The sequence below is a fragment of the Arthrobacter sp. Y3223166 genome (assembly GCF_059090935.1).
The window spans coordinates 1-25,003 of the sequence record NZ_JBNHGE010000026.1 but is presented as its reverse complement, the minus strand read 5'-3'; the positions used below and the strand labels follow the sequence as shown (position 1 = coordinate 25,003).

26 protein-coding genes and 1 tRNA gene are annotated in these 25,003 nt (G+C 66.1%); 10 read left to right on the top strand and 17 right to left on the bottom strand.

The genetic code is table 11. The features are described from left to right. Positions 1–77 precede the first annotated feature (77 nt). Both AC5RUH_RS11920 and AC5RUH_RS11915 read left to right on the top strand, forming a co-directional pair. Positions 78–1,115 (top strand): LLM class flavin-dependent oxidoreductase, encoded by a 1,038-nt coding sequence (locus tag AC5RUH_RS11920; RefSeq protein ID WP_494001790.1) that lies wholly within the window; start codon positions 78–80, stop codon positions 1,113–1,115. Positions 1,116–1,318: 203 nt separating this feature from the next. Next, a complete protein-coding gene (locus AC5RUH_RS11915; RefSeq protein ID WP_494128676.1) occupies positions 1,319–2,584 on the top strand; it encodes a CAP domain-containing protein in 1,266 nt (421 codons plus the stop codon). A 92-nt stretch (positions 2,585–2,676) separates the two neighbouring features. Here the strand turns inward: AC5RUH_RS11915 and AC5RUH_RS11910 are convergent, their stop codons facing one another. Together AC5RUH_RS11910 and AC5RUH_RS11905 are read right to left on the bottom strand one after the other, a co-directional pair. After that, on the bottom strand, positions 2,677–2,841 hold the full coding sequence (locus AC5RUH_RS11910; protein WP_494073358.1) for a hypothetical protein: 165 nt from the start codon (positions 2,839–2,841) through the stop codon (positions 2,677–2,679). A gap of 56 nt (positions 2,842–2,897) precedes the next feature. Next, positions 2,898–3,416, bottom strand: a complete 519-nt coding sequence (locus AC5RUH_RS11905) for a hemerythrin domain-containing protein (RefSeq protein WP_494001793.1) — start codon at positions 3,414–3,416, stop codon at positions 2,898–2,900. Between the two features lie 307 nt (positions 3,417–3,723). Between AC5RUH_RS11905 and AC5RUH_RS11900 the strand changes: the two genes are divergently transcribed. Continuing rightward, positions 3,724–4,326: an NADPH-dependent FMN reductase gene (locus tag AC5RUH_RS11900; protein WP_494026311.1), complete on the top strand. Its 603-nt coding sequence runs from the start codon at positions 3,724–3,726 to the stop codon at positions 4,324–4,326. 125 nt (positions 4,327–4,451) lie between these two features. Here AC5RUH_RS11900 and AC5RUH_RS11895 read toward each other — a convergent pair whose 3' ends face one another. After that, the gene (locus AC5RUH_RS11895; RefSeq protein WP_494001795.1) at positions 4,452–4,937 is read right to left on the bottom strand and encodes a general stress protein; all 486 of its coding nucleotides are present in this window, start codon (positions 4,935–4,937) and stop codon (positions 4,452–4,454) included. A 96-nt stretch (positions 4,938–5,033) separates the two neighbouring features. On the opposite strand from AC5RUH_RS11895, the gene AC5RUH_RS11890 reads away from it, so the two are divergent. Together AC5RUH_RS11890 and AC5RUH_RS11885 are read left to right on the top strand one after the other, a co-directional pair. Continuing rightward, on the top strand, positions 5,034–5,696 hold the full coding sequence (locus AC5RUH_RS11890; RefSeq protein WP_494128675.1) for a MarR family winged helix-turn-helix transcriptional regulator: 663 nt from the start codon (positions 5,034–5,036) through the stop codon (positions 5,694–5,696). Positions 5,697–5,703: 7 nt separating this feature from the next. After that, complete coding sequence (locus AC5RUH_RS11885; RefSeq protein ID WP_494128674.1) at positions 5,704–7,308, top strand: phospholipase D family protein; 1,605 nt, start codon at positions 5,704–5,706, stop codon at positions 7,306–7,308. A gap of 78 nt (positions 7,309–7,386) precedes the next feature. On the opposite strand, the gene AC5RUH_RS11880 is transcribed toward AC5RUH_RS11885, so the two are convergent. Continuing rightward, on the bottom strand, positions 7,387–8,406 hold the full coding sequence (locus AC5RUH_RS11880) for a GmrSD restriction endonuclease domain-containing protein (protein ID WP_494128673.1): 1,020 nt from the start codon (positions 8,404–8,406) through the stop codon (positions 7,387–7,389). A gap of 887 nt (positions 8,407–9,293) precedes the next feature. On the opposite strand from AC5RUH_RS11880, the gene AC5RUH_RS11875 reads away from it, so the two are divergent. Then, the gene (locus AC5RUH_RS11875; RefSeq protein WP_494014709.1) at positions 9,294–9,482 is read left to right on the top strand and encodes a hypothetical protein; all 189 of its coding nucleotides are present in this window, start codon (positions 9,294–9,296) and stop codon (positions 9,480–9,482) included. 109 nt (positions 9,483–9,591) lie between these two features. On the opposite strand, the gene AC5RUH_RS11870 is transcribed toward AC5RUH_RS11875, so the two are convergent. The 10 genes from AC5RUH_RS11870 to AC5RUH_RS11825 all read right to left on the bottom strand — a co-directional run bounded on the left by AC5RUH_RS11870 (position 9,592) and on the right by AC5RUH_RS11825 (position 16,998). Beyond that, the gene (locus tag AC5RUH_RS11870) at positions 9,592–9,897 is read right to left on the bottom strand and encodes a hypothetical protein (protein ID WP_494128672.1); all 306 of its coding nucleotides are present in this window, start codon (positions 9,895–9,897) and stop codon (positions 9,592–9,594) included. Between the two features lie 315 nt (positions 9,898–10,212). Further along, positions 10,213–10,845, bottom strand: a complete 633-nt coding sequence (locus AC5RUH_RS11865; RefSeq protein WP_494128671.1) for a 4Fe-4S single cluster domain-containing protein — start codon at positions 10,843–10,845, stop codon at positions 10,213–10,215. Next, complete coding sequence (locus AC5RUH_RS11860; RefSeq protein ID WP_494128670.1) at positions 10,845–11,732, bottom strand: ComEA family DNA-binding protein; 888 nt, start codon at positions 11,730–11,732, stop codon at positions 10,845–10,847. The genes AC5RUH_RS11865 and AC5RUH_RS11860 overlap by 1 nt, the downstream gene beginning before the upstream one ends. Beyond that, the gene (locus AC5RUH_RS11855; protein ID WP_494128669.1) at positions 11,729–11,953 is read right to left on the bottom strand and encodes a DUF2997 domain-containing protein; all 225 of its coding nucleotides are present in this window, start codon (positions 11,951–11,953) and stop codon (positions 11,729–11,731) included. The genes AC5RUH_RS11860 and AC5RUH_RS11855 overlap by 4 nt, the downstream gene beginning before the upstream one ends. Further along, positions 11,950–12,375, bottom strand: coding sequence for a hypothetical protein (locus tag AC5RUH_RS11850; RefSeq protein WP_494026318.1), 426 nt, complete (start codon positions 12,373–12,375; stop codon positions 11,950–11,952). Before AC5RUH_RS11850 ends, AC5RUH_RS11855 begins: the two co-directional genes overlap by 4 nt. A gap of 9 nt (positions 12,376–12,384) precedes the next feature. Then, entirely contained in the window at positions 12,385–14,016 is a 1,632-nt protein-coding gene (locus AC5RUH_RS11845; RefSeq protein ID WP_494128668.1) for an AAA family ATPase, read from the bottom strand. Positions 14,017–14,076: 60 nt separating this feature from the next. Beyond that, positions 14,077–14,796, bottom strand: a complete 720-nt coding sequence (locus AC5RUH_RS11840; protein WP_494128667.1) for a class F sortase — start codon at positions 14,794–14,796, stop codon at positions 14,077–14,079. 28 nt (positions 14,797–14,824) lie between these two features. Then, positions 14,825–15,217, bottom strand: a complete 393-nt coding sequence (locus AC5RUH_RS11835; RefSeq protein WP_494026321.1) for an excalibur calcium-binding domain-containing protein — start codon at positions 15,215–15,217, stop codon at positions 14,825–14,827. A gap of 706 nt (positions 15,218–15,923) precedes the next feature. Further along, positions 15,924–16,000 (bottom strand) — tRNA-Thr (locus AC5RUH_RS11830). A gap of 125 nt (positions 16,001–16,125) precedes the next feature. Beyond that, on the bottom strand, positions 16,126–16,998 hold the full coding sequence (locus AC5RUH_RS11825; RefSeq protein WP_494014712.1) for a DsbA family protein: 873 nt from the start codon (positions 16,996–16,998) through the stop codon (positions 16,126–16,128). Between the two features lie 209 nt (positions 16,999–17,207). Here AC5RUH_RS11825 and otsA point away from each other — a divergent pair, with 209 nt between their 5' ends. The 4 genes from otsA (at position 17,208) to AC5RUH_RS11805 (ending at position 22,271) form a co-directional block, all read left to right on the top strand. Then, the gene (gene otsA, locus AC5RUH_RS11820; protein ID WP_494128686.1) at positions 17,208–18,650 is read left to right on the top strand and encodes an alpha,alpha-trehalose-phosphate synthase (UDP-forming); all 1,443 of its coding nucleotides are present in this window, start codon (positions 17,208–17,210) and stop codon (positions 18,648–18,650) included. After that, positions 18,643–19,545 (top strand): trehalose-phosphatase, encoded by a 903-nt coding sequence (gene otsB, locus AC5RUH_RS11815; protein ID WP_494128666.1) that lies wholly within the window; start codon positions 18,643–18,645, stop codon positions 19,543–19,545. The genes otsA and otsB overlap by 8 nt, the downstream gene beginning before the upstream one ends. A gap of 208 nt (positions 19,546–19,753) precedes the next feature. Then, positions 19,754–20,908: an ABC transporter ATP-binding protein gene (locus AC5RUH_RS11810; protein ID WP_493979431.1), complete on the top strand. Its 1,155-nt coding sequence runs from the start codon at positions 19,754–19,756 to the stop codon at positions 20,906–20,908. 25 nt (positions 20,909–20,933) lie between these two features. Then, entirely contained in the window at positions 20,934–22,271 is a 1,338-nt protein-coding gene (locus AC5RUH_RS11805; RefSeq protein WP_494128665.1) for a DUF4032 domain-containing protein, read from the top strand. Positions 22,272–22,277: 6 nt separating this feature from the next. Here AC5RUH_RS11805 and AC5RUH_RS11800 read toward each other — a convergent pair whose 3' ends face one another. From AC5RUH_RS11800 to AC5RUH_RS11790, 3 genes are read right to left on the bottom strand one after another with little or no spacing between them, the layout of a single operon-like run. After that, positions 22,278–22,898, bottom strand: a complete 621-nt coding sequence (locus tag AC5RUH_RS11800) for a class I SAM-dependent methyltransferase (RefSeq protein WP_494128664.1) — start codon at positions 22,896–22,898, stop codon at positions 22,278–22,280. A gap of 56 nt (positions 22,899–22,954) precedes the next feature. Then, entirely contained in the window at positions 22,955–24,346 is a 1,392-nt protein-coding gene (locus AC5RUH_RS11795) for an FAD-binding oxidoreductase (RefSeq protein WP_494128663.1), read from the bottom strand. A gap of 41 nt (positions 24,347–24,387) precedes the next feature. Continuing rightward, the gene (locus AC5RUH_RS11790; protein ID WP_494128662.1) at positions 24,388–24,873 is read right to left on the bottom strand and encodes an SRPBCC domain-containing protein; all 486 of its coding nucleotides are present in this window, start codon (positions 24,871–24,873) and stop codon (positions 24,388–24,390) included. Between the last annotated feature and the right edge of the window lie 130 nt (positions 24,874–25,003).

Below are 25,003 nucleotides of genomic sequence, written 5' to 3'. Positions count from 1 at the left end.
CCGGGCCGGCCCGCGGTTGCCGCCAGTAGACACCATGCATATGCATATATGCCTGACCCATGAAAGGCGGCCACCGCGTGGCACAGACAATCGAGCTCGGGCTGGACACCTTCGGAGACGTCACCACCGGAGCCGACGGCAAGCTCCTGCCGCACGATGAGGTCATTCGGAACGTGATCGCCGAAGCCAAGCTGGCCGACGAGGTCGGCCTGGACTTCATCGGCATCGGCGAACACCACCGCGAGGACTTCGCGGTGTCCGCCCCCGATGTGGTGCTGGCCGCGATCGCCGGCCAGACCAGCCGCATCCGCCTGGGCTCGGCCGTGACCGTGCTCAGCTCCGACGACCCGGTCCGGGTGTTCCAGCGCTTCTCCACCCTGGACGCCGCCTCGAACGGCCGCGCCGAAGTCATCCTGGGCCGCGGCTCGTTCACGGAGTCCTTCCCACTGTTCGGCCTGGACCTGGCCGACTACGACGTCCTCTTCGACGAGAAGCTCCACCTCTTCACCGAACTGCTCAAGGAAGAGCCCGTCACCTGGGCCGGCCGCACCCGGCCGCGGCTGGACAACAAGCGGGTTTACCCGCCCACGGCCTCCGGCAGCCTGAAAACCTGGATCGCCGTCGGCGGCACCCCGCAGTCGGTGGTCCGCGCGGCCCACTACGGCCTGCCGCTGATGCTGGCCATCATCGGCGGGGCACCGATGAACTTCGCCCCCTTCACCGAGCTCTACCAGCGTGCGCTGGACCAGTTCGAAAAGCCGGCGCTGCCCGTCGGAGCGCACTCCCCCGGCTACATCGCGGACACGGACGAGCAGGCCCGCGAGGAGATGTGGCTGCCGTATGCGGACATGCAGGAGCGGATCGGCCGCGAGCGCGGCTGGAGCCGGATGACCCGCGGCCAGTTCGAGGCCGAGGCGGGCCCGGACGGCGCCCTGTTCGTCGGCTCCCCGGAGACCGTGGCCACCAAGATCGTGAAGGTCGCCAAGGGCCTGGGCCTGTCCCGCTGGGACATGAAGTACAGCCTGGGCACCCTCCCGCACGGGAAGCTGATGAACTCCATCGAGCTCTACGGCACCAAGGTGGCGCCGCTGGTGCGGGAGCAGCTGGCGGAGTAGTCGCCGAACGGGCGGGGCTGGCGCGCGTCAGCGTTCGACGGCGGCGGGAGGCTTCGCGGGGAAGCCTCCCGCCGTCGTCGTGCTCGCCTTGGTGGTGATTTTTCGGGCGGGCGTCATTTCTTTGCGCGCGGGGACGTCCGCCAGGGGTCTCACCATCGTGGTTTTATCGTTCAACCCGTACCCTGAATGATGTGCGCGTTCTTGTGAAACCTTTTATTGCCCTCATCCTGCTGCTCGCCCTCGCTTTCGCGGGGGTGGCCCCGGCCTCGGCGGTCACCAGGAACGCGCAGGATCCGTTCGTCGCCGAGGTGCTGCGGCTGACCAACCTTTACCGCGCGCAGAACGGCCTCTCGCCCGTGGTCTGGAACCAGAACGTAGGCAATGTTGCCCAGCAGTGGTCCGAGGAGCTGAACACGCGGATCAACAAGAACACGCTGGACATGAACAAGATCCATCGCCCGGGCTACGGCAGCAACGAAATCCCGCGCGGTTTCGACTGGTACACCGAGAACATCGCCATCAACAACTCCGCCCGCGAGGTGGTGGACTGGTGGATGAACTCCCCCGCGCACCGCGCCGGCCTGCTCAGCCCCAACGCCACGGACATCGGCGTGGGGTATATGAAGACCACGCACAAGGACTGGTACGGGATGTACGTGGCGGTGGCGAACATGGCCGGCTACGCAACCACCCGGGCAACGCTGCCCCCGCATCCGGGCATGGTGCGCGCCAGCTTCCAGCATGGCGACGTCGCGGCCATCGACTCCGCGGGGAACCTCTACGCCTACGACTCGGCCAAGGGCCACGACCTTTACAAGCGCCGGCTTGTAGCGAGCGGGTTCAAGGGAGTGTCACAGGTTCAGGTGGCCGACTGGAACGCCGACGGCGTGCTCGATGTGGTGGTGCGCTGGAAGTCCGGCAAACTGACGGCTCACTTCGGCAAGCCGGACGGCGGACTGGAAAGTGCCGCCACCATCGGATCCAGCGGGTGGGGAAACTACGACGTCACCGTTACCGCGTGGAAACAGGCCGACCCCTACCCTGCGCTGCTGGCCCGCAACACCGACACCGGCCGGCTCTACTACTATCCGAACCCGGCCGGACTCAATCACGGCAGCCGCACGCTGCTGGGCACCGGCTGGAAGTCCCTGCCGATCTTCACGGCCGACATCGACGGCGACGCCAAGATGGACGTCGTGGCCAAGACACCCCAGGGCCAGCTCAAGCTGTACCGGTCCAACGGCGCCGGCAAGTTCATTTCCGAGACCAGACGGATCATCGGCTCCTCGGGCTGGAACGCGATGACGCATCTGTCCCTGATCCGGGACCATCTGGGCGACGGAAAGCAAGGCGTACTGGCCCGCGACTCCCGCGGCAATCTGTACCACTACCCGGTGCTGATCAACAAGCTTGGCTCGCGGGCCGTCATCGGCGTCGGCGGCTGGCAAACCCTGATCATCGGCAGCTGACGCCGAGCGCCCGAGGGTCGAGGGCCGGCGGCGTCCAGCCGCGCTCCTGACCGGCGCGCGCCGGGGCGTCCTGCGGAGCTGGTTCTGCCGGGCTACTCTTCCCCGCCCAAGAGCTGCTCCCCTTCCGGCCCGGCACCGTCGTTGTCAGCCGGCAGGTTTTCTTCGAGGTCCCGGTCGATCTCCGATCCGGGTTCGATGACGATGCCGTCTTCGTTCTGCGGGATGTCCGGATCCAGTTCCGGGCGGTCTTCGCTCACAGCATTGCTCCCTTCACCGTCGCTTACGTGTTGGCTCCTCAGCCGCCGGCATGCCCTCACCCGTGGGCGCGCTTGTTCTCGTCCGGCGCGTGCACGTGCGTGCCGCCGACGAGTTCCACCAGGCCCTCCACCGCCGAGGACAAGGACAGATCCGGAGTCCGGGCAATGAAAGGCACCAGCAGCCTGTTCTCCTTCTCGATGTGCAGTGCGAACACGCTGCACATCGAGGCGGCCACCGTGGCCGTCTCCATTCCTTCGGCGCCCCGGAGTTCGTCCAGCAGCGAGGCCAGCGCGGTATGGTCGGCCAGCAGCGACTCCACCAGGAGCCGGGCTTCCCCGGTCGCCCCGGCCGGCCCGTACAGTTGGGCTTCTTCCAACTCGGCGTGTGGCAACATCTCCCGTTCGCCCCACTCCAGCAGTATGCCGTGCGCGTTGTAGACGGTGTCTTCGTCTCCGGTGTCGAGGGCACGGGTGAGCTCCGCCGTCGTCGCCTGCAGCCGGGCCAGCATCTCACGGTGGTGGCTAACGACGGCGGCCGCGGCCGCGTTCTCTGCCTCGACGCTGCTGTCGGTCACCGCATGCTCCTCGGGTCGAGGTGGGGCCGCCTGCAGGCGGACCGGGTCTGTCCATTGTCGACGCGGGCAGGCGGGCTGTCGAGGGTCAGGCCGCCCCAGCCGCCCGGCGCCCGAGGCTGCCCATCATCCGGGCTACGCCGGGAAACGCGGAGGATCCTGCCGATCGTAGTGCCGCTCCGTCCGCTGCTCTGGCGGCGTGCGGCACGTCGTGCTAGTACGGGAGTGGCCTGACAATCGCCGGGCCGGGTCAAGTCCGGGCCTCAGGATGAATGCCGGCTCCGGCCGGCTGACTGGAAGGAAAACCGTCATGCCCAACTATCGGATCGGATATTTTGTCGGGAGCCTGGCCAGCGGCTCCATCAACCGGACCCTTTCGAAGGCGCTGATTAAGCTCGCCCCGGAGGGTATGGAGTTCAACGAGATCCCCATCCGGGACCTCCCCCTCTACAACTCGGATTACGACGCCGACTACCCCGCCGAGGGCCGGGCACTGAAGGAAGCGGTGGAGGCCTCCGACGGCATCCTTTTCATCTCACCCGAATACAACCGGTCCATCCCCGGAGCCTTGAAGAACGCCATTGACTGGGGGTCCCGCCCGTGGGGGACCAACTCCTTCGCCCGCAAGCCCACCGGCATCATCGGCGCTTCCCCGGGAGGTATCGGCACCGCCGTCATGCAGTCGAGCATGCGCAGCGTTCTCAGCTTCCTGGACGCCCCGCAGCTCAACGCCCCCGAGGCCTACATCAGCTTCAACCCGGACATCTACGGCGACGACGGCGAGGTCAGGGACGAGTCCACGCAGGCCTTCCTGCGCCACTACATGGAGGAGTACTCCGCCTTCGTCCAGCGTGTCCTTGACGCGAACGCCGCCGGACACATTGGAGACGAGGACCCCGAATCCCGCAAGTGACGCCACAACGGTGGTGGATGCGGTCGTTCAGCTAGCCACGGGTCAGAGGTGGGCCCGACGAGGGTGAACCGCTCCCGGGGCTCTCCCGCGGTTTACCGGAGGGGACGCCCGCCCCCTCGGGCAGGCTACCGGTTGGCGATGGCAGCCGCCGTGGCGAAGTAGTCGGCGTCGACCATGACGGCGTAGCGCTCGGCTTCGAGGGACTTGACCGACTTGAAGTCCCGGCGTCCCCCGGTGCTCCAATGCCCGATGAAACCGAAGGCGGCCCCCCATACTGCTGCGATGACCACGCTTCCCAGCAGCACGCTCAGCCAGACAATACCGGGGACAAAGAGCCCGAACAGAAGTCCGATGAGCAGGCCGAACCAGGCGCCGCCCGCAGCTCCGGCCAGCGCGGCCTTGCCCTTGGTCATCCGGCCCGTGACCTGCTCCACGCTGCTGATGCCGAGGCCGACAATGCGCACGTGCTCCACCGGGAACTTCTCATCCGAGAGGCGGTCCACCAGGCGCTGCGCCTGCAGGTAGTCCTTGAACTCGGCGAGCACGGCTGAGGTTCCCGGAGCCGCCGGACCGGAAACAGTCGACTGATGCTGGAATGATGTGGTGGTCATGTTCCTACCTCCAATGGTGTTGTCTTTGTGGACGCATCAAGCTTAGCAAATTTAGTTAGGTTAGCCGAACCGAATCTTTCTGGATAGGCTTCCCCCATGACCGATACAGCGACGCAAGCGGGCGACGGCGACAGGCCGACATCAGGAGTGCAGGTCCGTCACGGCTTCGCCCTGATGCTCCAGTGGGCCAGCAGGAAAAAAATCCGACACTTCGTCTTCGGCCCGGCAGCCGCTGACCTCTCACCAACCGATACGGCGCTGCTGGAATACCTCACCGGGAACGGCCCAACGCGCCTTTCGGACCTAGCCGCACAGTGGGGAGTGAATAAATCGACCATGAACCCGCAAGTCCGCCGGCTTGAAGGCAGAGGACTGATCGATCGCAACCTGACCCCGCGGATCGCCGCGCCACCCTTCTTGGCACATCAGCCAGTGGAATCGAACTGCAAAGGCAAATCGGCCAGGATGGCGCCGCGGCCTTCGACGAAATCCTTCCCACGTGGTCACCTGAAGACCGGGAAATCCTCGGCGCAATGCTGGTCCGCTGTGCCAAAGAACTTTCCGCAGCCACGCCCCGGCTTTTCCAGTACGGCTCACCCGGGGCTTCCTTGCCCGAGTCCACCCGGGAATGACCCGGGAAGCACTCCCGCTGGGAGTACCTGTCGCAAGTCATTGCAGCCGCTAAGCCGAGCCCGGTGTGGCATCCCGGACCCGGTCCGGGGGACTGTGCATTGCCGGTGCCCCGGCGGGCGGGCATGATGCTGAGATGAGGCTGGCGGGAGAAGCGACCGGCTCTTCTCTCGATCACTGGCTGTTGTCGGGGGCCGAGCGGGGCAACGACGCTACACAGCTGCTCCCATGGACGGCCGGCAACGAGGTGCGCGTGCTTGTGCACGGCCGGGAGTATTTCCCGCTCCTGGCCGCTGAGCTGCATGCCACGGGGCCGGGGGACCTGGTCCTCATTGCCGGGTGGCGCATGGACGCCGACGAGCTGCTCACCGCCGGCCTGACCGTGGCGGAAGCGCTGAGCCGCAGCGCGCGGCGCGGAGCCACGGTCAAGGGGCTCCTGTGGCGATCCCATCCCTCCTGGATAGTGGGCACGCTGGGACAGAACCGGGAGTTGGCCGCCGCCATCAACGCCTCGGGCGCCGAGATGCTGCTCGACCACCGCGTTCGCAGATTCGGCAGTCACCACCAGAAGTTCGTGGTCATCCGGCGCGCGGCCCATCCTTCCACCGACGTCGCCTTCGTGGGCGGGATGGATCTGGCCCGGTCCCGCGGCGACGACGAGACCCATCGAGGGGACCCGCAGCCCCGCAGATTTGCCCGCGCCTACGGACCGACTCCGGCATGGCACGATGTGCAGCTGCTGCTGCGCGGACCGGTCGTCCTTGAGGTGGAGAAAGTGTTTCGTGAGCGCTGGGACGACCCCGCACCGATGGCACGCTTGCCATGGCACCGGCTGCCGGACATGATCCGCGGCCTCCGGCAGCAGGCTTCCCCCTTGCCTCCCCCGCGGCCGGCACCGCCTGCCGCGGGTGACTGCGAGGTGCAGTTGCTGCGCACCTACCCCAAACGCTCTCCGGGCTACCCGTTCGCACCCGGCGGCGAGCGCAGCGTGGCCCGCGATTACGCGAAGGCGCTGCGGCGAGCACGACAGTTGGTCTACGTGGAGGACCAGTATCTGTGGTCAGCCGACGTCGGCCGGGTCTTCGCGGAAGCCCTGCACCGCCATCCCGGCCTCCATGTCATCGCAGTCTGCCCCCGCTTCCCTGACCAGGAGGGCAGGCTCAAGGTTCCACCGGCGCTGTTCGGTCAGGGTTTGTCCTGGCGCATGGTGCACGACGCCGGAGGCGACCGGCTGCTGATGCTGGACATCGAAAACGGGCGGGGCTGGCCAATCTACGTCCACTCGAAAGTCTGCGTGGTCGACGACGTCTGGGCCGCCGTGGGCAGCGCCAACCTGAACCGGCGATCCTGGAGCCACGATTCCGAACTCACGGCCGCCGTGCTCGACGAACAGCGCGACCCGAGGCCACCGGCAGACCCGGCAAAACTCGGTGACGGCGCCCGCCCGTTCGCCCGTGACCTGCGCCTGCGGCTACTCTGCGAACATCTGGGACGCGTCCCCGGCGATAATGCTGACCTCCTCGATCCCCGCGAGGCTGTACGCGCCGTCCGCTCAAGCGCCGACGAGCTCGATGCCTGGCACCGTGCAGGTCGCTTGCTGCCGCGGCCGCAAGGACGGCTGCGCTCCCATACCCCGGCGGAGGGATCCCCTTGGCAGCGCCGGTTGGCAGCCCCGGCCTACCGGCTCCTCTTCGACCCGGACGGCCGCCCCCTCCGGATGAGACTGCGGCGCCGTTACTGACCGTCATGCCACCGCCGCGCTGCCGGCCCCTCGTGGAAACCATGTCTCGGGCGATTCAGCCGCGCTGGTCTGCTTTCGTCAGCTCTCGCAGCCGACGCCGTCGCCGTCGCGGTCGAATTTGGTGTCCCAGCCGGGGTCGCCCGCCCGGATCGGGGCCGCGCCGGCTTCCTTCACGGCGGTGCAGTTCTTGTAGAACACGTTCCCGCCGGCTGGCGCCTCCTGGACAGGCGCCGGTGCAGGCTGTTGGTTTGGGGCTGGAGCGGGCTTGGGTGCCGCCGGCGCGGCTGCCACTGGCTCGTCCACTCCCCCGTCGGCCGGGACCGGTTGGTCCGGGCAGGACGTGGAGAGGATGTTCTTGATGGCGTCGTGCTCGGCCTGGGTCATCCAGAGTCCGTACTTGGCTTTGACGGCGGTCTGCAGGGCCACGTACTCGCAGCGGAACGCCTTGTTCGGCGGCAGCCAGGTCGCAGCGTCGCCGTCGGACTTGGAGCCGTTGGTGGGTCCGTCCACCGCCAGCAGATTCAGCGGGTCGTTGGCGAAGACTTCGCGCTGGTTCTTGGCCAGCCGCTGGGCACCCTTCTGCCAGGCGTCCGAGAGGGCGACAACGTGGTCGATCTGGACGGCGGTGCTGGTCTTGTTGCCGCGGACGAAGTCGATGGTCGTGGCGGTGAAGGGATCGGTCAGCACCCCTGAGGTGACCACACAGCCGCCGGCCTTGAGGACCGCGTAGTCCAGATCGCGCTGAAGGATGTCATTGCGCGCGTCGCAGCCGTTACGGTCCGGATCCAGCCAGCCGTCACCGAACTGGTCGCGCGAGTATCCGGTCTTTGGGGCGCGGCCCTTGATCGCGATGCTTTCCAGTTGTTCCAGGGCGGTGCCGGCAGGCTCCTCCTCCGGTTCCTGCGCCGGCGGGGCCTTGGGCTCCTCCGTCTTCTCGGTCGGTTCCGGGGTTTCGGGAACCCGGGTCGGTTCGGGGCTGTCGGTCACCTCGATGGTGGGGGCGACCAGGGGCTGGTCCGCTTCGGCGGGCGAGGTGCAGCCGGACAGCAGGACGGCCAGCGCCAAGCAGGCAAGTGCGAGGGGTTTCTTCTTCTCCATGTCCATTCATGTCTACGGCAGACGCCTCATCGCGCCCGGATGGACACGCCGTAGCGGCAGGCATATGAAGGCGGAGCAGAGCGGAGGGAAATCACTGATCGATCAATAGTCTTCGCGGTGGGGAACAAGCCGCAGACAAGGATCGGTTCCGCGGTTCAAAGGCTCCGGAGCGGGCAGGGGGCAAACAACCGTGAGCACCATGGAAGCTGCTTCAACCCGCCGGTTCCATGCTCCCGTTTATCGCGGTCCCCTGGTGTGACGTCCTGGGCCGCGACGGAACCTCGGCCGGGTCAGCCGCCGGGCGGGCCGCAGCCGCACTGTCGCCGCGGTTACTCCACCGACACCCGCCGGCGCTGGCAGGAGAGGATTCCCGGCCCCTTCCGGGACTACCTTCTTCCTGGCCCGGCGGGCAGCTGCCAAGCCGGATGGGGAGCGGCGGTGCGGCGCAACGGGTCGGCCTTCCCGTCGATTCGGCACAAGCACCAGCACCATAAAAGGGGCAAAGGCGAGCACGAGGTCGATAACGAAAAGGGTGACTTCCATGGCCAACTCCTACCCTTGGCTCTTAGGGTAGGCGCCGATTGGCGGGCACACAATGGGTTGAGGTGCTGGCCCGGGGATCGGTGACGGCAGAGCCTCGCGCCGCCCCAATTTAGAGCCAATCCGGCGACGGCGGATGGTCACCGTGGCGCCTTTCCTGACCCCTCACATCCTTGGTCCCTTGCCCCTCAGCCCTCAGCCTCAGCCCGTGCCATATGATGATCCGCTCCTTGCGGCCTGTGTACCCGAATCCGTGCCGGTCCCGGCAACGCCGCTGGAAATCTCCGATCCTGTCAGAGGCCGGTGTTAGGTTGGCAGCAACCTCAGATGGAGAGAAGGAGGACGAGATGGCCACGACACATTCCCGCGGCATCGGCATCGACTTCATGGATCCCAACTCGTGCGGCCGCTGCGACGCCTGCGACGAACTGCCCGCACCGGTGATCTGCGAGGACTGCTGCTACGACGAGGAGGGCAACTTCGTCCGGCTCGTTGAATGGCCCTGCCCCGAGGTGAAAGCCGTCAAGGCAGCCTAGGGACAGCCCCGTTGGCAGGGGTGGTGATCCGCTGGAGCCTATGAGATTTACCGGCCGATTTCTTCTGCTGCATAGAGAAGCCTCGCACTCGGTGTGCGGGGCTTCTCTGCTAAAGGAAGGAAACGCTGTGGAGCGCCATCCACACCAGCGCACCAAAGACGGCTGCGGCGAGGATGGGCAGCATGGCGATGACGATCGCCCAGACTCCGGGCTTCCTGCCCGCATTCTTCGAGAGCGCCACGAGGCCGGCGATGAGGCCTGCCAGCAACGGCAGCAACGACGCCCACATGAGCACCCAGATTGTCGGCAACAGCAGGCCGGCCAGGAATAGTGCTAGGCCAAGGAGAGATAGTCCCAGGGCGAGCCTGCCGGTCCTCTGATCCGCGGCTTGTGCGAGAAGTCGTTCAATCTGCACGACTGGTCCATTCTGTCGGGAAGGTCAAGCTGAGAAGAAGGCTATACCAATCTGCTGACGGGCCGGCGCGGGCCACGCCTCGGTCCACTGGGTGCTGGGGTGCCCTATCTAGCGGCAACCTGCTGCTACAACTCCCGTGGCGAGCCGACCTCAACGCCGACAACGGCGCATATGTAGCTCCCAGACAATGGGTATGAGATGAACAACAGACTCTGGCAGTCAGTTGTTCTCATCTGCACCTATCTCTCTCGAAGCTTTCGGAGACTTAGGAACGGTGCCAGCCTTACGATGCACGGACGCAGCGCTGACTGTGCACTAACGGCCCGGTCGTCCGGATTGGACTCGTCGTGCGCGTTTCATCCCCGTTGTCTCCATAAGAGACTTCAGGGCTGCAGAATCTAGGAACCCAGCTATGGCGGCTGTGCCGTCATAGGCAATCCGCACGTGGACGCGGTTCCGATGTGTTTTGGGATCGTAATCGGCATATCGGTCGGTCAGATGGATGAAGCGCTGGTTAGTGGAGCCAACTAGCGCCCTCTTCTGTTCGAGCATGTCTGCCCGGTAGGGTCCGTCGACCAGTAGATCTGTGCTGGCCAGCAAGGACTGCGCATCGTGGCCACGGGATGCCAGGTCATTGAACTCGTAGCCGGTGAAGGTGATGATGCCTAGTCCGCGTTTCTGCGCCAGGGATGCCAGACCCCCCAAAGGGCGAGCCTGGTCGAAGGGCTCGCCGCCCAGCAGCGTCAGCCCCTCGACCCCTGCAGCGAGGGAATCCCGAATGATTTGTTCCGGTGACATGATTTCCCCGCCCGTCAGACTAAAGAGATGGGGGTTGATGCACCCGCGACAGCGGATGCTGCACCCTTGTACCCAAATTGCCGTCCGCAGGCCTGGTCCTTCGGCCGTCGTGGCGTGAACCACGCTGGCGACCCGCGGGTGGTTGGGCATCATAGGTCCAAGGTCCGGCCACCGGCGTCACGCTTTGGAGCGTCGGGGGCCGATGTTGACTGTCCATCCCGTGGAGCTTCAAAACTCAGTGACCCACGGAGGGGTATGAGGATGTGGGGCGCAACTCCCGTTGCTGCAAGCATGTGCTCGAAGGATCTGTAGCCACCAAGGTAGTAGCGGGTGTCAACGATTTTCTCGGCGGTGGCTTGGTCCATTCCAATCGCGGTGAAATCCTCAGCTCTCGCCCCATTGACGTTTACGGGCCGTTGGCTCTGCTGGGCCTGCAACGGGGAATGTCCCGATCCTGGTTCGCTTCCCGCTGCGTAGCTTTGGCCGCTCATCTGTGCATGTGGCTGGGTCGGCCCCATGTATCGCGGTTGTTGGAAAGGATGCGCTTGAGGAGGATACGGCTGGCCTTGGTGCTGTTGCCCCTGCGCCTGATAGGGCCATGCAGGCGGAACCTGCTGCTGTCCTGGCTGCATGCCGGGACGCGCTTGGTGCATTCCATACGCTGTGGCTGGCTGCGCGTACCACTTGTTGTTCCCATGGTGGGCCTTCCACATGAGCCACTTGCGGTTGGTCATCACGGACAGGACGATGCCGCCGACCCAGCTCAGGAACCAGACCCACCCCCACGCGGTGGACCCGGGGGTCGAGACAGGTGCTTCTTTAGTGCCGCTGTTGACGTTAGAGCTCCAGATGAGCAGAACGACCGACAGGACTGCAAAACCTATCCCGTAGATGATCCAGCGACGGTTCTTGGACTTGATCCCCCGGACAAGGAAGTTGACGCAGGTAAGCAACCCGAAGGAGAGGATGCTCCATAGCACTCCGGCACTGTTGAGCAGCCGCCACTTCCGGGAACACAGCTTTTCTTCTGGGGTCATTCCAGTTTCTCCATATATTCTCTATGCCCCTGTGCCTGGGAAACGGTTTCCGTGGCACTCTGGTGGAACTCCGGCGTCAGACGTGAATCGACAGTCGTCGCACCCGGTATCAGCGACTTGATGGTCGCCATTTCATCCAGACATTTCGGTCCGGGCTGACCGCTCGCGGTGACAGTAATCATCCCGTTCGGATCGACAATGACTGTAATGCGCTTGGTCACGGCGCCTCCTCGAACACGAGTTCAACGTTGCCGTCGGCTGCCTGCTGGGTAATGAGCCTCATTCCCATGGCTGCGGCCTGGGCCCGCACGTTTTCGACCGTGCGGTGCTGTAGGATCGCACCGACAGCCTGGTCCAGCTGGGAGAGCAGCGCATCCGTTTGTGACTCGTTTTTGTCCACACGACCGAGAAACACATCGCCGATGCGCTGGAACGTAAATGGTCCCAATGGGCTAAGTCCGGTAACACGTCCCTCGTGAACCTTCATGTCCGCCGCTCCGATGGCCGTGAGGGCCTCGATGAGCAGTGGTTGGTCGGTGATGCGGGTCGTTTTGCACTTTTCGCACAGATCCGAACTGCGGGCTTCCTTCAGGGCGGCTATCACGGCGATCCCTGCCGGAATCAGCAGCACTTCGAGACTCATGGTTGACTCCTAGAAATCTATGCGGCGGCCGCCGCGCCAGGACGCGACGTCGCCGGTGTCGGCAGAAACCGGGACGTCATACTCGGACTGGTCTTGGGCGGAGGTGGCGGCAACTGCCCGTTGGGAGGCCCAATGGCGAATGGCTCTGATTTGCTCCGACTGGGTGGTCGAGAGCGGCACGGTGTTTTTGATCGTGCGGATAAGGTCGGTATCGCGCAGCGCCCGCCGTTCCGAATAAGCGTCGAAGCAGGCGCTGACCACGGCCTCCGCGACCTCGGCACCTGAAAAGCCGTTGCTCTCCTCTGCAAGCCGCTCGAGCAGTGCGTTACTGACCGCGATTTCCCCGGATGCCTTCGAGCCTGGGGTTAGCCGTTGCTGCAGTTGAATCTTCCAGATGACCTTAAGTTCCGCCGTTGTCGGGAGGTCCACGAAGAAAATCTCGTCGAATCGTCCCTTGCGCAGCAGTTCCGGGGGAAGACCGTCGATTTTGTTCGCCGTCGCGATAACAAACACCGGCTGTGATTTCTCCTGCAGCCAGGTCAGGAAGGTACCGAAGACCCGCTGGCTGGTACCTGAGTCGCCCCCGCTGGCCGCCCCGAATCCTTTCTCGATCTCATCGATCCATAGAATCGAAGGAGCGACCGCCTCCGCCAGTCTTAGCGAGGCGCGCATGTTCTGCTCGCTGGAACCCACGAGGCCGGAAAAGACGCGCCCCACATCCATCCTTAGTAGGGGCAGCCCCCATAGGGAGGACATGCACTTTGCTGTCAGGCTCTTCCCGCATCCAGGCACACCGGTGATCAGTACGCCTTTTGGAGCCGGGATCGACCACTCCTGTGCGCTCGGCAGCCAGGACCCGTTGCGCTTGTTCAGCCAGGTCTTTAGGTTTTCCAGCCCGCCGATGTCGTCGATGGAGCCTACGTCATCGATGAACTCCAACAGGCCGGACTTCTTGATGGTTTGTCGCTTCTCCTCGAGGACCATTTCAATGTCTGCGGCATCAAGGCGCCGATCAGAAGCAATGGCACGGGCGAATGCATTCTCGGCTTCCCTGAGTGTCAGTCCTTGCGCGGCTTGCAGCAGCCGCTGCCGGTCGTCCTCGGATAGATCGACTTCAATCTGCGACGCGTTAGCGCTGATGATGTCATCCAGCACAGACGCAATTTCGACTCTGCCGGGCAGGGGAAGGTCGACGACAGACACCTCCTTTTCCAGTTCGACCGGCAGAGTCAGGCTTGGCGCAACGATCACCAAAGTATGAGGGACCTGCCCTGTTCGGAACTCCCGGGCTACGTCCTGCAAGCCACGCACGACAGCGGGTTCAGGGCCTCGGCCCTGGCCTCCGAGGAAATGCTGAAGATCGTAGAAGACAAAGATGGTCGGGTCAGGGATCTTCATTACAGCAGCCAGAGCATCAACCGGGGCTACGGCTTTCCCCGTTTCGCCCGGAACATGCAGGCCGCGGCTCAGCGTGAAAGCGGCGACGTTGCGGGGTCTCTTGATCGCCGGATCCCGAGCAACACTTAGGATTATCTCCAGGACCCGGCTGTCCTCGTGCGATTCGACCAAGAGTACGGGGTTGCGCGCCCTAACCAGATCAATCAGATTCCGGCGGAAATCAGTCTCCCGCTTGGCTTTCATGTCTACCCCCATTCCATATCAAGCGAATCAGTCCCAGCGCCGCGGCATCTTTCACGCGGATCAGGTGCGTAGTTTTGCGTAGACCACGTAGTTGTCGTCGAATTCTCCGGTCGCAGGATCGTATCCGTCGCAGGTGATGAGGCGAAGCTCGGCCCCTTCCGTGTTCCCATACACAGTCTGCGTCGGGAAAGTTTCCTTGGAGTAGGCCTCGGCGCGGTCGACGGTAAAGATGGCGGTGGTGCCGTCTTCCCGAGCGACTTCGATGGTGTCTCCACCTTTCAGCGCGCGCAGACCGGCGAAGACACCGGGTCCATTGCCGTAGGCATTGACGTGGCCGAGGAACACCGCCGGCCCGCGTTCCCCAGGTGTGGGGGAATGGATATACCAGCCAGCAGGCGAACCGGGATCTCCCGGAGGCACTTCGAGTGTGCCATCATCCTGCAGGCCGAGCCGCAGCAGCTGCGACTGCACGCCGAGCGACGGGATGGCCACTGTGACCGGCGGGGATTCCGGCAGGACCGGCTCTTGGACTTCCTCGGGCGACGGCGCAGCAGAAGATTCTGGCTTCGATTGTTTGGTCTCAGCAGCAGCGGGAGTTGTCGTCTGCGTGGGTTCCGCGGCGGGGTTTTCCGCCTGGGCAGCTGCCGACGTGGCCTGGCCCAAGGGAGCGGCTTGCGCGGCTGGTTCAGGTGCGGGCGCGGCGCAGCCGGCCAGGAGAATCAGGGCGGCCGCCGCGGTAGCCAGATGGCTTCCGCGGCGGCCGATTAGTGAGTCAATCATGCGTCAGTGGTTACGACTGAGGTCGCTGTTAGGCCTGTGCTGCCGCACGACGGCGTACCAGGTAGCTTCGTCCGCCGACTGCCGCCAAGACGAGGCCGCCGGTCAGGGCGAGAGCGCTGATATTGGCGGGGTTTTCGGTCGGTACACCAGTGTCAGCGCCGCCGACGGGCATCTGGGTCACCTGCTGCGTATTGTCGGCGGGGGCAGGCGCGGCGCTGCTGTTTTCGCAGCCGATGCCATCGAGGTCACTATCGAGATGGGTTCCGTAGCCCGGGGAACCAGCCGGGATGTTGTAAACGCCCTGGGCTGCTGCGTCACTGCAGTTGTCGTAGGCGGTGCCCACGGCCATAGCCGGTGTAGCAGACAGAACGGAGAACCCGGCAACGGCGACGAGTGAAAGAACTGCGGTCTTCTTCTTCATGCTTACCCCTTAATAACCAAGAAACAATGTTGTGCAGCAAACGGATAGAAAGTGGCGCTGCTAACATCAACGTACAGATTTATCGATTCATTGCAAGAGCGATGCTTGTACGAGGGGACATGTGTGAGCGCATCCGTCGTTGGGGTGCGCCGCGGACACTACGAACAACAAGTACATCAGGATGCCTGCAGGGCAGCGTGTCTCGGGCTCCGTTGGCCGTTACCAGCCGGGAAGAAAGTCAATGCGTCCAACAGTGTCGCCGGAGTGCGTCCGATACTGACCGCGGCAGCGGCCCGCGCTGGCAAAGCAGTGGCATCCGACCAAAAACCTGCCTCTACCCCCGCAGGCGTCAGCATCGGAAGCAACAAGCGCGTCTGGTGGATTTGCCCTGTTGACCCAATACCTTGTCTACCAAAGGGCAACTTCGGCTCGTGTCAGGAGCTGCTCGGGCTCATCGAGAGACGACGGGGCAAAGCCACTCGAATTGTTGCTGGTTTCGTGGAGTCCTTCTCCACTCGGTCGGCAGGCCTCTTGCCCGCTTTCCAACCATGCGTGCGAGATCGGTGGAAACCTCACCACGCCCCTGCAAGCGCCCTGCTCCAGACCGGTTGGGAAGCCGTCAATTCTTGGAATATTCTTGGATTTCGCTACCCCAAATAAAAGAACCCCTCTCAACCAACGTTTTGCCTAGTCAAAGAGGGGTTCGTGGAGCCCCCTGCCGGATTCGAACCGGCGACCCCCTGTTTACAAGACAGGTGCTCTGGCCAACTGAGCTAAGGAGGCGTGCTGGCCGAAGGGCCAGCGTGCCGGACAAAACCGGCTAGATAAGGGTAGCCCAGGCGGCGGCCCTGCGTGAAACCGCAGCAACCGCCGCCCGGATGCCGGCCGGGACCAACCCGGCGGATGGCTTAGGCGCGGGCGTCGATGATGCCCTGGGCGAACTCCTGGAAGTTGCCGGAGTTCGTCCACTTCTGGCCGTCAACGAAGACCGCCGGGGTGCCGCCGACCTGGTATTCGTTGAACGTCTGGTTGACGAACGCGGTCCAGGGGCGGAATTCGCCGTCGTCAATGCAGGAGGCGACGTCGGTGGCTCCCGCGCTTTCCGCGATGCTCGTCAGGGTGGCGTTGTCCAGTCCGGCCCCGCCTTCCGTCGGCTGCTGCGCGAAGAGCTGGGTCAGGTAGCCGTTAAAGGCCTCGGGGTGGGAGTCGGCCACGCAGGCCACGGCGTTGGCTGCCCGGGACGAGTAGTTGGTGGTGGACACGCGGTCGAGGAAGGTCGCCACCCGGTACTCCACGGTCGCCTCGCCGGAGGAGGTGAGGTCGGTCAGGTACCCGCCGTACTGTCCTTCGAAGTCCTTGCAGACCGGGCAACCCATGTCCACGTACACCACGATGTTCGCCGGTTCGCCCTCGGGCGCGGCAGCAACGCCCGCCGGCACGATGGTGTCGCCCTCGGTGGAGGCCGGCTCCGGGATGTTGTTCACGTCGACCTGGATGGGCTCGGTGGCCGCCAGGCCGTCCTGCGTGACGGTGTACCCGCCGAACTCGTTGCCGTGGGCCGGCGCGGCACCGACGTCGGCGACCTGCCCGCGCTGGTTGGAGATGACAACCCCGGCGATCACCGCGATGATCACCAGGACAGCGACGACCACCCCGCCCTTGACCAGCAGCGAGTTCCGCTTTTCGCGCTTCTGCTGCTCTTCGCGTATCTGGCGGGCCTTCTCGCGGGCCGCAGCAGTGCGCTCGGCCTTGGTCGACTTAGGGCTGTTTTGGGTAGCCATGGATCCTCGCGTCTTGTTGGTCTGCTTCGCCCAGGCAGGGCACTACAGGTCTAGTTTAGTTGCAACTTCAATGTTCAGGCGGAACGAGTGGCCGCGTTCACGTTTGATGCCTCAGCGCGCTCCGGGGAAGCCTCGGGTTGCCATTCCTTATAAAGTCATGAACAGGACGGTATACACAAAGGAGAGGTCAGTTGGCGAATTCCGCAGAGATGAACGGCGAGGAAGCAGAAGGATCTCAGTTCGGGGAGTACGACCTGATCGTCGTCTCCAACCGCCTGCCGGTGGACCGAGCGCCCGAGGACGACGGTCAGGGTCTCTGGCGGCGCTCGCCCGGCGGGCTGGTCACGGCGCTGGCCCCGGTGATGGCGAAGACCGACGGCGCCTGGGTGGGCTGGCCGGGGGTACCGGACGAGAAAGTGGACCCGTTCGACCACGACAACATGCATCTGGTCCCGGTGACCTTGAGCGCCGACGACGTCGAGTTGTATTACGAAGGCTTCTCCAACGCCACGCTCTGGCCGCTCTACCATGACGTGATCGCCCCGCCGGAGTTCCACCGCGCCTGGTGGGAATGCTACAAAACGGTCAACCGGCGCTTCGCCGAAGCAACCGCGGAGATCGCGGCCGAGGGTGCCACCATCTGGGTGCAGGACTACCAGCTGCAGCTTGTTCCCAAGCTGTTGCGGGAGATGCGCCCGGACCTGAAGATCGGTTTCTTCAACCACATCCCGTTCCCCCCGCTGGAGATCTTCGCCCAGCTGCCGTGGCGCCGGCAGGTGATCGAGGGCCTGCTCGGGGCCGACCTGGTCGGCTTCCAGCGCCCCAGCGACACCAGCAACTTCCTGCGCTGCGTGCGCCGCTTCAGCGGCCTGAATGTGCGCCAGCAGCAGGTGCAGGTGGTCAACAACGACGGCGGCGCCCGCCTTTGCAAGGCCGGCGCCTTCCCGATCTCCATCGATGTGGCCCACATCAGCGAGCTGGCCAACCGGCCGGACGTGATCGCCCGCTCCGAGCAGATCCGGCAGGAGCTGGGCAACCCCGACACCGTCTTGCTGGGCGTGGACCGGCTGGACTACACCAAGGGCATCCGGCACCGGGTCAAGGCCTACGGCGAACTCCTGGAAGACGGCAAGTTGAACGTGGAGAACGCCGTGCTGATCCAGGTGGCCTCGCCCAGCCGCGAGCGCGTCGAGTCCTACCGGCTGCTGCGCGAGGAAATCGAAGGTTCTGTGGGCCGGATCAACGGCACGTTCGACACCCTGGAAAACACCGCCATCCGCTACCTGCACCACAGCTACCCGGTGGAGGAAATGGTGGCGCTCTACCTGGCCGCGGACGTGATGCTGGTGACGGCGCTGCGCGACGGCATGAACCTGGTGGCCAAGGAGTACGTAGCCTCCCGCAAGGGGGTGGACGGGGCGCTGGTGCTCAGCGAATTCGCCGGCGCCGCGGACCAGCTCAAGCAGGCCATCCTGGTCAACCCGCACGACATCGACGGGCTCAAGGACGCCATCATCCGGGCGGTCAACATCCCGCCGGCCGAGGCCACCCGCCGGATGCGGGCCATGCGCCGGCAGATCCTGCAGAACGACGTCGAACACTGGTCGCGCGCGTTCCTGAAGGCCCTGCAACAGCCGCAGGCCGATGACTGAGCGCCGCGACGAGAGGCAGCCGCACCTGCCCGTGAGCCCCGGCGCCGGCAGGGCTGACGCCGGTGTCCCCGGCGTCGGCGCCCCTGACGCCGCCGCGCCTGACCCCGGCGCCCGCGATCTGGTGCCGCTGGAGCTGCGGGAGGCGCTGGAGCGGCTCGCCGGCACCGAGACGCTGCTGGTGGCGCTGGACTTCGACGGCGTGCTGGCGCCGATCGTGCCCCGGGCCGAGGACGCCCGCCCCCTGCCGGCCTCGGCAGCCGCCGTGGCCGCGCTGGCGGCGCTGCCGGGGACGTCCACCGCCTTCATCTCCGGCCGGGCCCTGGCCAGCCTGCGCGCCGTCGCCTCCCCGGACGACCGGACCCTGCTCATCGGCTCGCACGGCGGCGAGGTCTTCACCGGACCGGACAGCCCTCCCCTGGTGCTGGACGAAGCGCAGCAGCAGGCGCTGGCGGCAGCCACCGCCGTCGTCGAAAACGTAGTGGCCGCCCATCCGGGCACCCGGCTGGAAGCCAAGCCGGCCGGCGTCGTGCTCCATACCCGAACCACCGACGACGCCGTGGCGGCGGCGGCCACCGAGCGCGCCCGCGCCGCGCTCCAGGAGGTCCCCGGGCTCTTTCTCAGCGACGGCAAGCGCGTGCTCGAGACCTCGGTGCTCAGCGCCGACAAGGGCCAGGGCCTCGGGCTGCTGCGCTCGTTCACCGGCGCGACCGCCGTGTTCTTCGCCGGCGACGACGTCACCGACGAACACGCCTTCGCCGTGCTGCGCGGCTCCGACGTCGGGGTCAAGGTGGGGCCGGGAGACACCGCCGCGGCCTACCGGGTGGACTCTCCCCAGACGTTCGCGGCCGCGCTGGCGCTGCTGGCCGAACTGCGGGCCGCCGCCCTGCCGGCCTAGCGCGGCAGGGCGGCGACCGGCTGCCGGCTGCCGGGCAGCTTTCCTGGAGCGCGTGTCCCCGGTCGCCGCACCCCAGGGGCTCGTTGACAGCCGTGGCATACTGAGGGCGTGAGCCGCCTCACACCGCCGTGCGGCCGCTCGAAAACTGAACACGCACCCATCACTACGGATCGTCGGGCACGTACCTGCCCGTGAAGGGAAAACAACCATGGCAACGGTAACGTTCGACAATGCCACGCGCTTATATCCAGGCACCGAAAAGCCCGCGGTGGACAGCCTCAAGCTGGAGATCGCCGACGGCGAGTTCCTGGTCCTCGTCGGCCCCTCGGGCTGCGGCAAGTCCACCTCGCTGCGGATGCTGGCCGGCCTGGAAGACGTGAACTCGGGACGGATCCTGATCGGCGACCGCGACGTCACCGACATACCGCCGAAAGACCGTGACATCGCCATGGTGTTCCAGAACTACGCGCTGTACCCGCACATGTCCGTTGCCGACAACATGGGTTTCGCCCTGAAGATCGCCGGCGTGTCCAAGGAAGAACGCGTCGAGCGGGTCCGCGAGGCGGCCAAGCTGCTGGATTTGGAGGAGTACCTGGACCGCAAGCCCAAGGCGCTCTCCGGAGGCCAGCGCCAGCGCGTGGCGATGGGCCGGGCGATCGTGCGGAATCCGCAGGTTTTCCTGATGGATGAACCGCTGTCCAACCTGGACGCCAAGCTTCGCGTGCAGACCCGCACGCAGATCGCCTCCCTGACCCGCCGGCTGGGCGTCACCACCGTTTACGTCACCCACGACCAGGTGGAAGCCATGACCATGGGCGACCGCGTGGCGGTGCTCAAGGACGGCATCCTGCAGCAGGTGGACACCCCGCGCGCCCTCTACGACCGGCCGGCCAACGTCTTCGTGGCCGGTTTCATTGGCTCGCCGGCCATGAACCTGCTGGAACTGCCGGTGACCGACGGCGGTGTCCAGTTCGGCGGCCTGACATACCCGGTGCCGCGCAACCTGTTGGACGCCGCGCACGGAAACACCGTCACGCTGGGGGTCCGGCCGGAGGACCTGGAGCGCGCAGAGGACGGACAGGGGCTCGCGGTGTTCGTGGACGTCGTCGAGGAACTTGGCGCCGACGCGTACGTCTACGGGCACACCGAGTTGGACGGCAAACGCTACGACATCACCGGCCGCGTCGACGGACGCACCCCGCCTCCGGCCGGCAGCACCACCTACGTGCGGCCCAAGGAGGGCCACGTGCACCTGTTCGACACCGAGAACGGTCTGCGGCTGGGCGAGCATGCCCCCGGCACGCCGCCCGCCTCGGTGGAGGACCTCAATACTCCGATCGAAGCCGGCAAGACAGCCGACTAGGCCCCGCGCCTAGGATGTAGTCATCATGGCTGACCAACATCCCGGCACCGGCGGTCCCGTCCAGGGGACCGCCGACGCGGCCCTGTCCGGCGGGGCCGCCTCGATAGCGTCGCTGAACATCACCGCGGCCACCACCGACGAACGGCTGCTGGACCTGCCCTGGCATCTTGCGCTGGAAGACTGGCCGCCGGAAAACCTGGCCGCGCTGCCCCGCGGGCTGTCCCGGCACGTGGTGCGGTTCGCCCCGCTGGGCGCGGGCGTGGTGGCGATCAAGGAGACCGCCGAAGAAGCTGCCCGGCACGAATACCAGATGCTGCGCAAGCTGCAGCGGCTGGCCATCCCCTGCGTGGAACCGGTGGCCGTGATGACCGGGCGGCTGCGCACCGACGGCACTCCCCTGCAACCGGTGCTGGTCACCCGGCATCTTCGTTTCTCGCTGCCGTACCGCGCCCTGTTTTCCCAGACGCTGCGGCGGGAGACGCTGACCCGCCTGATCGACGCGCAGGCACTGCTCCTAGTGCGCCTGCACCTGGTGGGGTTTTTCTGGGGCGATGTCTCGCTCTCCAACACGCTCTTCCGCCGGGACGCCGGAGCGTTCGCGGCCTACCTGGTGGACGCCGAAACCGGTGAGCTGCACCAGCGGCTCTCCGACGGCCAGCGCGAGCACGACCTCGAGATCGCGCGGGTGAATATCGCCGGCGAGATGATGGACCTCGTCGAGGGCGGCCTGCTCGAGGAAAGAGTGGATCCGGTGGCCACCAGCGAGCGGATCATGGACAGCTACCGCAAGCTGTGGGTGGAATTGACGGCGGAGGAATCATTCGACCTGGGCGAGCGGTGGCGGGTCAACGCCCGCATCCGCCGGCTCAACGATTTGGGGTTCGACGTGGAGGAATTCTCCATCAAGACCACCGCAGACGGGGCCACCATCCAGCTCCAACCCAAGGTGGTGGACGCCGGGCACCACCAGCGCCGGCTGCTGCGGCTCACGGGCCTCGACGTGCAGGCGAACCAGGCACGCCGGCTGCTCAATGACCTGGATGCCTACCGGGCGGACAACCAGCCGGAGCAGAGCGAGGAGATCAGCGCCCACAGCTGGGTCCGTCATGTCTTCGAACCGATTGTCCGGGCCATACCGCGCGAACTGGCGGGCAAGCTGGAACCGGCCGAAGTGGTCCACCAAGTGCTCGAGCACCGCTGGTATATCTCCGAAGCGCAGGACCGCAACGTGCCGCTGGCGGAGGCCGTGCAGTCCTACGTCGACACCGTGCTGCGGCACCGCCGCGACGAGGCCGCCATCATGCTCGATCCGGATGCGCGGACCGCCGCCGCCCTGGACGCGGCCGCGACGGACGAAGGCTGACAGCGCTCAGGCAGGCTGCCCTCCGCTCTTGCTGAAGATCGCCACGAGGAAGTCCGACGACGGGGTGAACGGGCGCAGGTCCCAGGTGGCCAACCGCAGGTCGGGGGTCAGGCCCGCCGCTGCGGCGTCGGAGAAGAACTCGTCGAAGTCGTAGCCGCGGCCGGCGCCGAACCCGGTCACGAGCCGGCCGGCGGGAGCCAGGTGGCCGGCCAGGTTGCGCAGCACCTCGCCCGACGTGCCCGGGGCGAGGAAGGTCAGCACGTTGCCGGCGCTGACGATCACGTCGAACGGCTCGGCGACGCCCTGCGCGGGCAGGTCCAGCTCCGCCAGGTCGCCGACCAGCCAGGTACAGTCCGGATGGTCCCTGCGGGCCGCTTCGATCAGCTCGGGATCGATGTCGACGCCGACCACCGAGTGTCCGCGGCGCGCCAGTTCGCCGCCCAGCCGGCCCGGCCCGCAGCCGGCGTCGAGGACCCTGCTGCCGCGCGGCACCATGGCGTCCACCAGCCGGGCCTCACCGTGCAGGTCGACGCCTTCGGCGCGCATCTGCTCGAAGCGCTGGATGTACCACGCCGAATGGCCCGGGTTCCGGCGCTTCATCTCTTCCCACAGCGTCTCTTTCCTCATGCCACCAGCCTACTGGCGGGCGCGTGGACGGCCGGCATGCGTTCCCCCGCCGCGGCTCACGCCGACGTGGCCTCGGAGATCCGCGCCGGCAACGCTTTGCCGGGATTCAGCAACCCCCGAGGGTCGAACACATCCTTCAGCCGGCGCTGCAGTTCCAGCACCTCGTGGCTCTGTTCGCGCCCCAGCCACCGCACCTTGAACTGGCCGATGCCGTGTTCGCCGGTGATCGTGCCGCCCAGCGCCAGCCCGACGTCGATGGACTCGTCCAGCGCCTCGTTGAGCGCCGCCACCTTGGCCACGTCCCCGGGCCCGACCCAGAACGTCGGATGCAGGTTGCCGTCGCCCGCGTGCGCGACCACTTTCAGTCCGACGCCGTGGCGCTCGGCGATTTTCTGCAGTTCGTTGATGTAGTGCACCAGCTGGGACCGGGGAACCGCGACGTCCTCCCCCACCCGGTAGTCATCGTCCACCTCGGCGCCGCGGCTGTGCCGGCGCAGATCCATCAGCCGGATTGCTTCGGCGGTGTCCGCCGCCTTGATCTCGGCGCCGAGCCCGGTGAGGACCTCGCGGATGATGCCGGCTTCCACCTCTGCCGCATGGCCGTCGGTCTGGATCAGCAGCAGCGCGGCGCCGCGGCTGCGCAGGTTGGACCCCTGTTCCCGGTCCAGCTGCGCCATGGTGTTTGCGTCCAGCAGTTCCATGATCGCCGGCTGCACGCGCGCCCGTCCTACCGCCAGCACCCCGGCGGCGGCCGTTGCCACGTCGGGGAAGAACGCCGCCACCGTTTCCAGGGCGGCCGGCAGGTAGCGCAGCCGCAGCGTCGCGCCGACCACCACGCCCAGGGTCCCCTCGGAGCCTACGAACAGTCCGGTCAGGTCGTAACCGGCCACGCCCTTGAACGTCCTGTGGCCGGTGCGGATCAGCGTCCCGTCGGCGAGCACCACGTCAAGCCCCAGCACGGATTCGCGGGTCACCCCGTACTTGGCGCAGCGCAACCCGCCGGCGTTCGTCGCAATGTTCCCGCCGATCGTCGAGCTGCGGTAGCTGGCCGGGTCCGGCGCGTACATCAGCCCGTACTCGGCGACGGCGGCATTCAGGTCGGCGTTGATCACGCCCGGCTCCACGCGCGCGATCTCGTCTTCCGGATGGATCTCCAGAATCCGGTCCATGGCCGCGAGGCTCAGCACCAGGCAGCCCCTGGACGCGTGCGCGCCGCCGGAGACCCCGGTGCCCGCCCCGCGGCACACCACGGGCACTCCCGCAGCGTGGGCGCTCCGCATCACGGCCTGCACGTCCTCCACACTCTGCGCGCGGACAACGGCGATGGGCAGCTGGTGGTCGAGGACCGGGCCTTGGTCGGTGGCGCAGGCAGCCAAGTCCGTGGGGTCGGTGCTGACCGATTTCGCCGGCAGGGCACGCTGAAGTTCCTCCAGAAAAGAACCAGTCACGCTTTCGGGGCCTCCGGTGGTCGTTCCGTTGCTGTTGCTGGTCACGCAGTCCCTCCCATGAACCGGACGTAGCGGCCAAGCACCTGCGGCCATCCCTGGGCGTAGGCGGCCCGCTCGCGCCCGCCCTCGGGCATGTTCTCCCAGCCGGAGTGGGTCAGGCGCAGTTCAGTGCGGCCATCGCCGACGTCCACGAAGTCGACCTCGACTTCCCCCGACGTCGCGGGGCTCGTGCCCGGGTGCCAGGTGCAGCGCAAGTGGCTGCCGGGTGTCCATTCCAGGATCTCGCCCCAGACATGAACCTCATCATCCAGCGTCGTTTCTGTCAGGACATGGTCCTCGAACTCCACGTGGCTGCCCTCGCCCGCCACACTTTGGCGGTCCACCGGCCACCAGAGATGGATGAGATCGGTGAAGCCGCTGAAAGCCTCCTGGCTTTCCCGCGGCACGGTGACGCGGCAGTGGATTGGATCACCGCTCTTGGAGGGTTCAGGCTCTTGCTGCGCGTGGGAGAACAGGGACGAATTCATAGCCCCAGCCTAGTCGGGGCGTGGGGTGGTTGGTGGTTAAACGCGGGAAGGCCCCGCCATCGTTGGCGGGGCCTTCCCGTGTTCAAAGAATGTCCGGCGGCGACCTACTCTCCCACACCCTCCCGAGTGC

Excerpts from the sequence above, each read along its gene's own strand:
- AC5RUH_RS11840 (WP_494128667.1), bottom strand. The coding sequence starts at position 14,796 with ATGATTGACTCACTAATCGGCCGCCGCGGAAGCCATCTGGCTACCGCG.
- AC5RUH_RS11900 (WP_494026311.1), top strand. The coding sequence starts at position 3,724 with ATGCCCAACTATCGGATCGGATATTTTGTCGGGAGCCTGGCCAGCGGC.
- AC5RUH_RS11810 (WP_493979431.1), top strand. The coding sequence starts at position 19,754 with ATGGCAACGGTAACGTTCGACAATGCCACGCGCTTATATCCAGGCACC.
- AC5RUH_RS11865 (WP_494128671.1), bottom strand. The coding sequence starts at position 10,845 with ATGCCCAACCACCCGCGGGTCGCCAGCGTGGTTCACGCCACGACGGCC.
- AC5RUH_RS11850 (WP_494026318.1), bottom strand. The coding sequence starts at position 12,375 with ATGAGTCTCGAAGTGCTGCTGATTCCGGCAGGGATCGCCGTGATAGCC.
- AC5RUH_RS11890 (WP_494128675.1), top strand. The coding sequence starts at position 5,034 with ATGACCGATACAGCGACGCAAGCGGGCGACGGCGACAGGCCGACATCA.
- AC5RUH_RS11875 (WP_494014709.1), top strand. The coding sequence starts at position 9,294 with ATGGCCACGACACATTCCCGCGGCATCGGCATCGACTTCATGGATCCC.
- otsB (WP_494128666.1), top strand. The coding sequence starts at position 18,643 with ATGACTGAGCGCCGCGACGAGAGGCAGCCGCACCTGCCCGTGAGCCCC.
- AC5RUH_RS11800 (WP_494128664.1), bottom strand. The coding sequence starts at position 22,898 with ATGAGGAAAGAGACGCTGTGGGAAGAGATGAAGCGCCGGAACCCGGGC.
- otsA (WP_494128686.1), top strand. The coding sequence starts at position 17,208 with ATGAACGGCGAGGAAGCAGAAGGATCTCAGTTCGGGGAGTACGACCTG.
- AC5RUH_RS11880 (WP_494128673.1), bottom strand. The coding sequence starts at position 8,406 with ATGGAGAAGAAGAAACCCCTCGCACTTGCCTGCTTGGCGCTGGCCGTC.
- AC5RUH_RS11895 (WP_494001795.1), bottom strand. The coding sequence starts at position 4,937 with ATGACCACCACATCATTCCAGCATCAGTCGACTGTTTCCGGTCCGGCG.
- AC5RUH_RS11845 (WP_494128668.1), bottom strand. The coding sequence starts at position 14,016 with ATGAAAGCCAAGCGGGAGACTGATTTCCGCCGGAATCTGATTGATCTG.
- AC5RUH_RS11860 (WP_494128670.1), bottom strand. The coding sequence starts at position 11,732 with ATGACCCCAGAAGAAAAGCTGTGTTCCCGGAAGTGGCGGCTGCTCAAC.
- AC5RUH_RS11805 (WP_494128665.1), top strand. The coding sequence starts at position 20,934 with ATGGCTGACCAACATCCCGGCACCGGCGGTCCCGTCCAGGGGACCGCC.
- AC5RUH_RS11885 (WP_494128674.1), top strand. The coding sequence starts at position 5,704 with ATGAGGCTGGCGGGAGAAGCGACCGGCTCTTCTCTCGATCACTGGCTG.
- AC5RUH_RS11790 (WP_494128662.1), bottom strand. The coding sequence starts at position 24,873 with ATGAATTCGTCCCTGTTCTCCCACGCGCAGCAAGAGCCTGAACCCTCC.
- AC5RUH_RS11825 (WP_494014712.1), bottom strand. The coding sequence starts at position 16,998 with ATGGCTACCCAAAACAGCCCTAAGTCGACCAAGGCCGAGCGCACTGCT.
- AC5RUH_RS11835 (WP_494026321.1), bottom strand. The coding sequence starts at position 15,217 with ATGAAGAAGAAGACCGCAGTTCTTTCACTCGTCGCCGTTGCCGGGTTC.